Annotated in this window: 8 protein-coding genes and 1 pseudogene; 4 read left to right on the top strand and 5 right to left on the bottom strand. The window is 47.0% G+C overall.

Annotated elements, in window-relative coordinates; all coding sequences use genetic code 11:
• Positions 1-127, top strand: a pseudogene (locus VM802_RS32475) (IS982 family transposase); the annotation flags it as partial.
• Positions 128-322: 195 nt separating this feature from the next.
• Here VM802_RS32475 and VM802_RS02190 read toward each other — a convergent pair.
• Together VM802_RS02190 and VM802_RS02185 are read right to left on the bottom strand one after the other, a co-directional pair.
• Positions 323-1,306, bottom strand: a complete 984-nt coding sequence (locus VM802_RS02190) for a glycosyl hydrolase family 18 protein (protein ID WP_325527499.1) — start codon at positions 1,304-1,306, stop codon at positions 323-325.
• Positions 1,307-1,430: 124 nt separating this feature from the next.
• Entirely contained in the window at positions 1,431-2,195 is a 765-nt protein-coding gene (locus tag VM802_RS02185) for a M57 family metalloprotease (protein WP_325527496.1), read from the bottom strand.
• A 383-nt stretch (positions 2,196-2,578) separates the two neighbouring features.
• On the opposite strand from VM802_RS02185, the gene VM802_RS02180 reads away from it, so the two are divergent.
• The 3 genes from VM802_RS02180 (at position 2,579) to VM802_RS02170 (ending at position 9,517) form a co-directional block, all read left to right on the top strand.
• The gene (locus VM802_RS02180) at positions 2,579-7,219 is read left to right on the top strand and encodes a LamG-like jellyroll fold domain-containing protein (RefSeq protein WP_325527494.1); all 4,641 of its coding nucleotides are present in this window, start codon (positions 2,579-2,581) and stop codon (positions 7,217-7,219) included.
• Between the two features lie 240 nt (positions 7,220-7,459).
• Entirely contained in the window at positions 7,460-8,242 is a 783-nt protein-coding gene (locus VM802_RS02175; RefSeq protein WP_325527492.1) for a M57 family metalloprotease, read from the top strand.
• A gap of 123 nt (positions 8,243-8,365) precedes the next feature.
• A complete protein-coding gene (locus tag VM802_RS02170) occupies positions 8,366-9,517 on the top strand; it encodes a 1,4-beta-xylanase (RefSeq protein ID WP_325527490.1) in 1,152 nt (383 codons plus the stop codon).
• A gap of 59 nt (positions 9,518-9,576) precedes the next feature.
• On the opposite strand, the gene VM802_RS02165 is transcribed toward VM802_RS02170, so the two are convergent.
• The 3 genes from VM802_RS02165 to VM802_RS02155 all read right to left on the bottom strand — a co-directional run.
• The gene (locus VM802_RS02165) at positions 9,577-9,879 is read right to left on the bottom strand and encodes a hypothetical protein (protein ID WP_325527488.1); all 303 of its coding nucleotides are present in this window, start codon (positions 9,877-9,879) and stop codon (positions 9,577-9,579) included.
• Between the two features lie 146 nt (positions 9,880-10,025).
• Positions 10,026-10,766 carry a LytR/AlgR family response regulator transcription factor gene (locus tag VM802_RS02160; RefSeq protein WP_325527486.1) on the bottom strand — a complete coding sequence of 247 codons (741 nt, stop codon included), beginning with the start codon at positions 10,764-10,766 and terminating at the stop codon, positions 10,026-10,028.
• Between the two features lie 11 nt (positions 10,767-10,777).
• On the bottom strand, positions 10,778-11,681 hold a 904-nt coding region (locus VM802_RS02155), incomplete at its 5' end, for a sensor histidine kinase (RefSeq protein WP_325527484.1).

Here is an 11,681-nt window from a genome sequence, read left to right as displayed (position 1 = left end):
CGCCAGATCATTCATCGGTTTAGCTACCAGATTAGCTTCCAAGCTGTCAGCAACTTCCTTACTCCAGTTTATCAATTTCAAAAACGGACAAAAAATTTCTAAGATCAAACACGCTTTAGCTTTTTAATAGCACAACACGTTAATTATAGTATTTATGGTTAATAGAAAAATTATCCTCACTTAGAGAAAATACAGAATTTCATGAGAAACAACACGGCAATTACCGGACAGTTAAACATAGTGATGCTGTTGAAATGATAACAAAAGCAAAGGCCCCCCGAAAACGGGAAGCCGGCATGTTGACCATATTTCAAAAGAAATATTATGGAACGATATAGAGCAGATCCGGCGCACCGGGATCAGACTTACCGCCACCGGGCTGCAGACAGGCCTTCGGATCATTAACAGTTACACTTGAGCCATAATAGGCCTTCGTCACATCAGACAAAACCCCGTTGGACCCATCATTCGCATTAAACAACATCACGCCGCCATAGCCGCCGCTCTTGGCTGCTGTTGCATTGCCTCCCACAGAATAGCTCTGACTGCCGTAAAACAATCGCTCTTTGGGAAGATACTTAGTATAGTAACCCGGATCATCTCCGTAATCAGTGATGCCATAGCTGATCAGGTCAGTAAACTTCTTCTTGTCCGGATACTGATAACCGAGCACATCACTCACCGATACGCCGCTATCGGAATATAAATAATAGCCAATAATAATGTTAGGCAACAACTTCCTGATGGCCGCAATCACCAGGGGTATAGACGTGCTGTTACCGGAAGCACCGGCATATTCATCATCAATCTCAATGCCATCCAAACCATATTTATCAACGGTCGCCTTTACACTTCGTGCAAAGTAATCAGCAGCTTCCTGTGTAGTAAACTGGCTCCATCCCGTACCATCATGATTGTTCAGTAAACTGAGTGTTACTTTGATACCCTTACTCTGAAGATCCTTCACATAAGTCGTTTTGTTCAGCAGATAATTCACTTTGGGATTGAGCGTTACCACCGCTTTCTTTGTATCCTTTGTTGCGTTGATATTGGCAGCAAATATATTCGCCACATTCACCACCGGCTTTTTATTATCGGAATGTACAAAGCAACCCATGTTACCCAGGCTGTTGTTATTCACTTCAACATACACAATAACAGCAGGTCTGGGCAGCGTATCCGCAGGAGGCTTCGGCGTTACAACCGGGTCTTTCTTAATGGGCCAGAATTCACTTCCTTTATAACATGCCTGCAAGGCAACGATCAGGGAAAGGGCTCCCAGTAAACGTACTTTACTTACTTTCATACATCAGCTTTAAAGTGTTAAACTAAATAGGATGATAACGACTTCTTCCGCATTGCCCCGGTAAACACAATAATGTTTTCCCGGGACGCCGCGGATATATAGCCCCTACTAAAAAGAGAAGGAATTACTTCTTGCCTAATGGATATAAAGCCTTAGCAGCCTTTTTATCCTTGTCAGAGAATACAGTAGCGCCAGAGCCGCATTGGCCACCGTTCATGAGCGATTTACTGTCAGAACCGCCTACACCCGGAACCGGAGTACCACCTGCATTAGTATGGGTAAATGAAACGTTATGCCCCATTTCATGCGTAATGGTACGCTGGCGTTGTTCAAAACTATTACTGGCAATATCCGCTTTATTGATCCAGATGGAATCGCCGGCTTTGCCGCCAGATGGCCAGGAGCCCATGCCGCAGGTAATGTACCCGGGGTCAGCATCAAGTTTTTTATTAATTATATACACATCCCAGGTACTGCCGGTTGCTACCGTCCAGCGGATCTTGCAGCTGTCGATCCGGTTCCAGCGGGCGATAGCGGTATCAATCTCTTTCTTCATTGAGTTGAGGCTGGTATCAATCTTCAGACGGATATTCACCACATGGGCGCTGTCTACCAAACTGCCGGTGTAATACTGTTCTGTTCTGGGTTTGGTAATATCTGGCACCTGCATGTTTTTGGAGAATACAATATCCTCGTCTACCACATAGGCATTACCATTATCCTTTATCGAGGAAGCAGGGAATCCCAGATAACGGATGTACGCCATTACCTGCGCAGCATTATCTTGCTGTAATGGTGCAGGCGTTGAAGTGTCGTTACTTTTGTTACAGGCTGTCAATGCCAGGCCCAACAGGGCAGAGAGTTGTAATGTTCTGAATAGTGCTTTCATTTTGCTCTGTTTTTAGATTATGGTTAATAGAAAAAATGCTCCCATGCAGAGAAGTATTCGTGAGGTCACTAAAAACAGTACAGCAACTACAGGACAGGTAACAATGGTTACTGCCGGCAATTTGCTCTTAATCCGGGTATTCTTATACCCAAAAGCGGGGAGGGCTCACTTATTAAGTCATCGCTGCCACGCATTAGGGTGAATGAAGTAACAAAGATTAACAAACTTGACGGCTTCACACTAAACCCAATAAAATATAATTCCGTCAATTACCTATGAAATCTGATTTCTTTTTCATTATCTTCAGAAGACAATAAGGAGCACCCGTAGACGCCTCTCAACCTGGCGTCCCTATTTTATCTATTCATAAATCTACCCGAACAATGAAAACACACTACACAACACTAGCTGTATTGCTGTTATTCCTATGCAATATAGCTACTGCCCAACACAACTTTCACCAGCAAAATCCCTCCCGGAAAGAACAGGAACACGAAGAAAAAGACGACGATGAAGAATATGAAAAACTGGAAAAAGCAAACGAAAAAAATGAATACGCGCACGCACATAGCGCCTGGTTCAGGGAGATGCTGAAACCAAAGCCCAACATCCGGAAAGCCCAGGATGCATTTGACGCCTACTTCAAACAACACAATGGTGAGGACAGCAAACTGAAAGAACGCTTTCTTACCTGGAAACAACAGGCTGCGCTTTACATGGACAAGAACGGCATCGGCACTACCGTTCCGCTCATGAAAAAGAGCAGTATCGGCAAAAGAGCACTGGCCGGCCAGCCAGCCGCTGCAGACGGCACATTCGGTACGTGGAAGATGATCGGTCCCACCAACATGAACCGCACACAATGCGGCAACAATAATCTCGTAACCGGCGGTTTCTGTGACAGGATCTATGTCAATCCCTACAACACGAATAACCTCTTTGCCGGTTTCTCTTACGGTGGCCTGTGGGTGAGCAAAGACCAGGGAACTACCTGGCAGCTTACCGATGGCAGCTTTCCCAACGGCACCAACACCTACGCCAACCGCGATTACTACTACGGAGAAATTGAAGCGCATAAGCTGGACAGCAGCCTGGTATTTGCCGCTACAGAAGCCGGCCTCCTGAAATCCACTGATGGCGGCATCAACTGGACACTACTGCCACAACTCAACAGGAACGCGTCCCCCACTGAACGGCCTTACTATCTGTCGCTCGCCGCGAACAATAAAAACATCGTGCTCTCTACCTTCGGCCGGAAACTATACCGCTCTACCGATGGAGGCAGCACATGGAGTGTCGTATTCGACAACAGCAGTGGCGGCGCCAATCACTTTAGTACCAGTCAGTATAACTTCAACACACCCTTCGGCCTCAATGACCGTACCTTTAACTTCTTCGGCGTAGAAAACAACTTCAGCAACCCTGTTGAATTCTATCTCGGTGTGTGGAACAGCAGCAACCAGGCATGTATCTATAAATCTACAGACAAAGGCGCCACGTTTTCCCTGCTTATTAACCTGAACACATCACTGGGTACCGCCTGGGATAAGAACGCCATGCTCTGCATGAAGACGATACCATCCAGTCCATCTATTTTCTCTGTATACCAACAGTACGTCAACAATAAGCCCCGCTACCGTTATTCTTCAGCAGGCGCACTGCTCAGCGCTGATACCATCAATGCCTATGTGGAAGCTTTTGATATCGACTGGAACAACAAGAACATCATGTATGAAGGCCAGTATAGTCCTGATTATATCCTGAAATCTTCCGACAGCGGTAAAACATTTGCCAAGCCATATGTGGGCAGCTGTAATTATCTGCATCCGGATATCCGCGGCATCAGCGCAGTCGGGAATATCGTATTGGTAGGAAATGACGGCGGCCTGGGACTCTCTACCGACGGCGGCCAGACCATGAAAGGCACCGGATTTGAGATCAACTCAATGGATATGTGGGGGTTTTCCTCCTCTGTAAAAAGTGACATCTGCCTTACCGGCCTCGATCACAACCAGGTATTCGTAAGAAGCTTCGAAGGACAGGGTGGCTGGCAGGCCATTAAAGGCGCAGACTCCGGCCCCTCTACGGTAAATCCCTACAACGACCACTGGCTATACTACGACTGGGGTTATGGCGTAAATAAAGGATGGCTGAATCCCAATGGTACCGTCACAGAATCCTCTGTGGCAGCGGGTGTGGATATGAGTTCACTGGTATTTCATTCCAATCTTTCCTTCAATATCTTCGGATCCAATGGTAATGTGGTCATGCAGTCGTCTGATAATATGACCTCAGCCACTGTTTTTAAAGACTTTGGCGAAAAGGTAAATGCCTTCCGGGTTTCCCGCCGCGATCCTAAAACCATGTATGCCCTGCTGAGCCAGAACAAGATCATGAAAACTACCGACAGTGGCGCCACCTGGGTAAATGTAACACCGACTTCCACCGTGAATGGCGGCCAGACCAACATCACCGCCGTAGAGGTTGGCAAATTACCGGGAGAGTTATGGGCGGCTTACGGAAATGCACAGAATACAGTGAAGGTACTCTACTCTACCAATGGCGGCAGCAGCTGGTCTAACATCACCAGCTCCAACCTACCGGCAGTAGCAGTAGGTGATATCGCCTATCAGCGCGGGACTAACGGCGGTGTATATATTTTTATGATCACCGCCAGCGGCGCCCAGGTATGGTATAAGAATAACACGATGACACAATGGGCACAGGTAGGCAGCACCTTGCCTATGATGGGATACCTTAAAGGCCGCCTGTATGTGGTACCGGCAAAGAACAAGATCCGCTTCGGCAGTTCCAGGGGCGCCTGGGAAAATGACCTGTATGAACAGTCCGGACCAGAAGCAGGCATCGCTGCCAATCGCTGGAATGTAGTATGCAGCGTGGACAGTGTCCAGTTCATGAACACTTCAGCAGCCAAGCCGGGTACCGTGACCTACCAATGGAGCTTCCCCGGCGGCTTTCCGGCTACGTCCAGTGCCGAGAATCCAAAGGTTGTTTATAAGCAACCCGGCCGCTATGATGTTACGCTGAAAATAACCAATGCTGATAATGTATCAGATCAGATAACCCTCCCACAGTTCATCAGCATGCAAAATGATATATGCAAAGCCGATACAGTAGCTGGAAAAGAACTGAACATCAGCAACGCCACGTCGCGTATTCCGCTTCGCACCCTGCAGCTTAACAGCAATACGTTTACCGTTACTGCGTGGGTAAAGCCCAAAGGACAGCAGGGTAGCTTCTCGCAAATCATCTCTGTCCGCAGCCCCGAGAGGATGGGCATCGGATTTGCGTTCAAAGGATACACCGCCAACACCAACCTGGTAGTGACCAATTCAACCCTTTCTTATGGTATCACCTCCAATATCGACCTGGTACCTGATCAATGGAATCATATTGCAGTGACCTACTCCCCCACTTCTATCAAGGTTTATCTGAATGGCGGCACGCCCTGGGAAACAACAGGCACTTTTGCAGCGATTGATTTCAGCCAGACACCGATGATGATCAATGACGACATTCACGGCCAGGGCGGCGACTTCAGAGGAGAACTGGAAGAACTTTCTTTGTACAACTATACGTTGACACAACAGGAAATCAGGGAGAAAATGCACCTGATGAAACCAGGAACAGATGCCGGCTTGATGGCCTATTACCAGTTCAACCAGTACGATTCTTTGAGCAGCACCTTATATGACGCGATGAGTTCAGGCAGCTCCTCACTGATAAGCCCTTCGCTCATTACCCGCTCTACTGCACCGGTGGCGGCAGGCGTAAGTCAGCGGATGACTATCACTGCCGCAGGCAGTTACAATTTCAATAAAGCGGGAATACGGTTGAACGTAAGCGGCAGCACACTTCCCAACGGAGAAGTGGTGGCCAGCCGTCTCTACGCCAACCCCGACGCACTTCCATCAACAAGCGGAAGAGTAAGCCCTCATTACTGGATTGTCCGTAACTATGGTACCAATGATTCCATTTCACCACTTGCCGGTATTACGTTTGACAGCGTATATGTAAGTGTTGGCGATGCGGCGACGCCGTCTACTTTTCAATTATTCAAACGGCCCGCGAATGCATCCGGTGCTACATGGCCTGGCAGCAGTTGCAACGCAACAGCAGCTACCGCCGGTGTGAAAGGTACTGTGGCATTTGGCAATAACTGCAGCATCTCCCGTTTCGGACAATTCGTACTCACTACAGGCGGCACCTCGTTCATTCCCTGCACGGGAGGCCCCATACCCAACAAAACAACATGGATCACGACTGCATCTTCTGAAGAAACAGTAGGTGAAGGCGCCAGCAACGGCCGTGCTATCTATGCAACAGACGGCAACCCGGCAACATTCTGGCATACGCAATGGTATAACACCACGGTACCGCATCCGCATGACCTTATCATCAACCTCAGAACCTGTAGTACAATAGGTGGATTAAGTTATCTGCCCCGTCAGAATGGTGTAAATGGTACCATCACCGGCTACGAGATCTATATCAGCCAGGACAGCGTACTGTGGGTGCAGGCCACCAGCGGTACATGGCCATCTACCGGCACTTCTGCCAGGGTTGCGAACTTCACACCGCAAAACGGCAGGTATGTGAAACTTCGTGCCCTCTCCTCAGTTAATAACGGGGCATGGTCATCTGCTGCAGAAATAGACCTGAGCAGCGCCAACTACCTCGCCCCACTCACTAACACCGGAGCTGTCGCCGTTACATCTTCTCAACGCGGCCCGCTGTCTGCCGGCGAGATACTGCTGTATCCCAATCCTGCGCAAAACAATATCACACTTGAATTCCAGGGAGACGGCAAAGGAACAGCGGAGGTGACCATACTGGATGTTTCGGGCAAAGTATATTACCAGTCAAGGATAGCTGCGGTGGCGGGCATCAACAAAGTGCAGATCAATACCAGCACATTACCAAACGGAACGTATATACTAAATGTAACAACGGGTAATAAAATAAAATCCGGCAGGCGGTTTATCATAAGCAGGAGTAATTAGGGTGGGGTGACCGGTGCGTATTTGTTTCCCGCAAAGGCGCACCGGTCTTCACTGGTTAACTCTCCGATGGCTCACTCATTTCTGTAAACCGCTCAATGGCGCTTTTTACCAAGATCATATTAATGAACCTTTGATCTGAATTGATCCAATATGTATACATTGGTACCCTATTAGTAATGCGACCTTATTTCCATTTTGAAAAAAAATGAAGTACTAACTTCTCCCCTAAAAAATATTCATATGCTGACTACCGTCTTTTCCCCCCGGCTATCCTTAATCCTGTTATTTCTGACACTTCCCGTATTGCTACTTTCCTGCAGAAAAGAGCAACATTCGTCTCCTGAGATATTTATTAGTCAAACGGATGAAATAGCCATACTAAGGAAATTTATTGCTGAATCTGTACATGATACACAGGAGAATATCCAATTTGACAGGCAAAATAATACCTTTCTTATAGGCGGTGATGTGATCATGCCGCTCGCAGATGCCCGGCAGCATTATAAACAGAACAGGGAGCGTGGTGTCAGGACAGAGCAGCGCCGTTCTACGTATACCATGAGTAGCGCTGTGATAGCTAATATCGGGATCTATGTAGCAAGGCCAGGACCTGTACCGTGGCTACAGGCGGTTACCCAGGCCATCGCCAACTGGAATGCCGCTGGTTGCGGGATACATGTATCGTTGGTAACCGATCCGAAAATCGCACAGATCCTGATCTATATGCAATATGATCCGGCACCCACTCCTTTAGCCACTGCCAGTTATCCTACCTCAGCAGGCAATCCCGGCCCAACGCTAATCATTAATACCAGATATCCTCTCAGTTCCAGCGAGATGCAATTAGTGCTTACGCATGAATTGGGCCACTGTTTTGGTTTTACACATACCAACGAGAGCTTTGGTTTACTGATACCAGGAACACCTGTATCAGATCGATATTCTGTTATGAATTCCACGGTAGTTCCCTGGAACGGCTTCTCTCACTATGACCTGCTTGCTTTCAAAACAGTATATCCCTGAGAAGGATTTCCCGCAAAGAAACATACGCTACGGCGCATTAATTGGTACATTCCTGCCAATTAATGAAACAGGCCTTCAACAAGTATACCATTGTGTGCATTAGTTTAGTTTTAAAACGAACTCATGAAACTTCTCATCCACACATACCGGAAGACCTGTATACTTTTGAGCACGCTGTTCGGCATACAGCTGTTTTTCAATCCTGCCAATTACCTGCAGGCACAGGTCTGGACGCCGGAAAGAGCTAACGCCTGGTATGAAAAACAGGAATGGCTGAGAGGAGCGAACTACGTGCCTGCCACTGCCATCAATCAGCTGGAAATGTTCCAGGCGGAGACGTTTGACACGGCCACTATCAGCAAAGAGCTCATGCTGGCAAAAAGCATCGGCTTCAATACATTGAGAGTTTTCCTGCATGACCTGCTATGGGCGCAGGATGCAAAAGGATTCAAAAACCGGCTGGACATATTCTTATCCATCTGTGCAAGAAATGGGATCAGGCCGATGTTAGTCTTTTTTGATTCTTGCTGGGACCCATTTCCGCACACCGGCCTGCAACATGCTCCGGTAGCCGGTGTACACAATTCCGGCTGGGTACAGAGCCCCGGAGTAGATCTTCTCAGGGATACAAGCCGTTGGCCGGTACTGGAGAAATATGTAAAAGACATCGTCAGCACATTTGGAAAAGACAAACGGGTTTTATGCTGGGATATGTGGAATGAAGCAGACTATCCAAATCCTGAATTCTATCACACCCTGGAACCAGCAGATAAGCTGGAATGGGTTGCGAAGCTACTGCCCCTTGCCTTCTCCTGGGCAAGAAGTCAGCACCCTGATCAGCCGCTCACCTCTGGTATCTGGGGCATTCGTCCAACCTGGCGCAAAGATCTGATCCATCAACTGGTAAAGGTTCAAAGGCTGCAGATAGAGCTTTCTGATATTATCAGCTTTCACGCCTATGAGGATTCCGCTTCTTTCAGAAAAGCGATAACAGATCTGCAAACGTACCACAGACCTTTGATCTGCACAGAGTATATGTCCCGCGAAAATGATAATACGGTATTTACGATGCTTCCAATTGCAAGAGAATACAAAGTCGGTATGATAAACTGGGGCTTTGTTGACGGCAAAGAACAAACTAAATACTCCTGGACCAGCTGGAATAAAAAAGACACCTCAGATCCGGCCATATGGCATCATGTGTTATTCAGGAAAGATCATACTCCATATAAAGCGGCGGAAACCGAATTTATCAAATCGGCAGGCGCCCGTTAAAAAATTACCCCTACGTGCACAGCTGTGCACGTAGGGATAAATAGTCTGGATATTGATACTTACTTCGCAGATAAAATAAAAACGACAGTTGTTCTAAAATCCAGTGTGGTGGAACTCTCTATGGCGGAGGAGAGGGCAAACGATTTGTCGGGGCAAACAATGGATGTTAGCTCAGTGGCTATGATATTGTAATCGCGTCCTATGTTACGTAAATAGTAATGCATAACACCCGCACCTGCCGGTTCGCCGGCAACCAGGTTTTTATATCCTTTTGGTATAACAGCATTGACAACAGTGTTTTTTTTACCGGAAGTGGGCAATAGCGTGGGAAGGACAGCTACACAGGCACAGGCACGGTACATTTTTAATACGATTTAATAATGGGTTCATGCTACAAAAGACCATTTAAACGTCAATGTCCTTTTGATGCAACAAAAAACGCACTCTTCCTGCATTTAAAAAAGTACCTTTTCATAAGCGCCGTATTTATTTAATAAGTGCTGACATTCTATATCCTTAACATGCTGAGAAAGGCATTTTTTCTCCGGAGCGAGACTTCAACTTTCCGTCCGTTTACCATCTCCACATATCCGCTCTTACCGGGATGATAGCTGACCACATGCTGTATATTGATCAGATAGCCATCGTGTATCCTGCAAAAATGCTGCGTGGGTAAGCTCTCCTCATACTTTTTCAAATTGCCTGTTACCAGCAGGCTTTTGCTGTTAACGAACTCAAAGCGGGTATAGGCGCCTTCCGCGGCACAAAGCACAATATCAGCAATCAGATAAAAAAGAATCCCCTGTTGGGTGCGTAAAGCGATTTTCGATGTTTCGTTGGTCTTTATCTCCTTAATCAGATTGTTCAGCCGCATATTCATCTCCGTGATGTTGGCGCTGTTTCTTACCTTTTGTACAGCTTCCATTAGCGCCTCAATATCGATGGGTTTAAGGATGTAATCCAGTGCATTATAACGAAAGGCCTTCACTGCGTAGGAATCGAACGCAGTAACGAAAATAACGTCGAATGTTACCGGCATGAGTTTTTCCAGCAGGTCAAAACCATTCTCTTTCGGCATCTCGATGTCGAGGAAAAGCAAACGCGGCGCATGTTGCCGGATCAGTTCAACGGCTTCCGTTGCATTACCGGCACTACCTTCAATTATTACGTCCGGGCAATATATATTAAGCATCTTCTTCAGTACAGATATGCTTTTGGGCTCATCATCCACAATGATACAGGTTATCATAAATGCGTTTTTTACGTAATAATCGGTAGTCTGATGGAAACCCGGGTACCGGCCACATTCCCCTGGTCGTCGATTACATCAGTAATGTTAATGATAATCGGTGTCTCCAGGTCTTTGCTTAATAAGTTCATTCTTTCTGCGGTTATCTGCAAGCCTCTCGACTGATAGCTGATATGCTTACGGGATTGCAATGCCTGCACCGCAGTGCGTCCTATTCCGTTGTCCTGCACCATACAGATAATATGGCGGTTTTCCTTTGTAAAGGAAATATCCACTTGTCCGTTTCCATTCTCCCGGTATCTCATACCATGCCGGATCGCATTCTCCACGTAAGGCTGCAACATCATACTGGGGATATGGGTATAGTATAAATCCAGCCCCTCATCGATATGGAATGAATAGGTGAACGTATCTTCAAACCGTAACTGTTCAAGGTCCAGGTAGTTTGTCAGATAAGTTACTTCCTCAGACACGGAGATCATGGTCTGCAGTGAATTATCCAATGTCTGCCTGATCAGCCTTGCGAAGCTGCCCAGGTATTTATTGGCGCTGAGAATATCATTTTCAAGTATGTAATCCTGTATGCCCTGCAGGCAATTGAAAATAAAATGGGGATTCATCTGTGCCCGCAACGCCTTTTGCTCTAATTCGTGCAGCCGCTGTTCCATCTGTTGTTTTGCGGCTATCCGTCGCGTCTCGGCGCTGTTCAACAGTGTTACGATCACCCAGGTGATCAGGACCGTTAATGCGGTAACCAGGCTGATAAACCACCACGTCTGCCAGAAGACGGGCACAATGCTTAAAGGAATTACAATAGTCTTACTGCGAACATTAAACTTATTCACTGCATACAGCTCCAATTGATACGAGCCAGGAGACAGGGAGATGAATTCAAGGAAACGCTGCGTGATCATT

Origin of the sequence: Chitinophaga sp., assembly GCF_035538455.1 — a bacterium.
GTDB lineage: Bacteria > Bacteroidota > Bacteroidia > Chitinophagales > Chitinophagaceae > Chitinophaga.
Note: the sequence above shows the minus strand (reverse complement) of the source record. Positions and strands in the feature narration are given on the sequence as shown.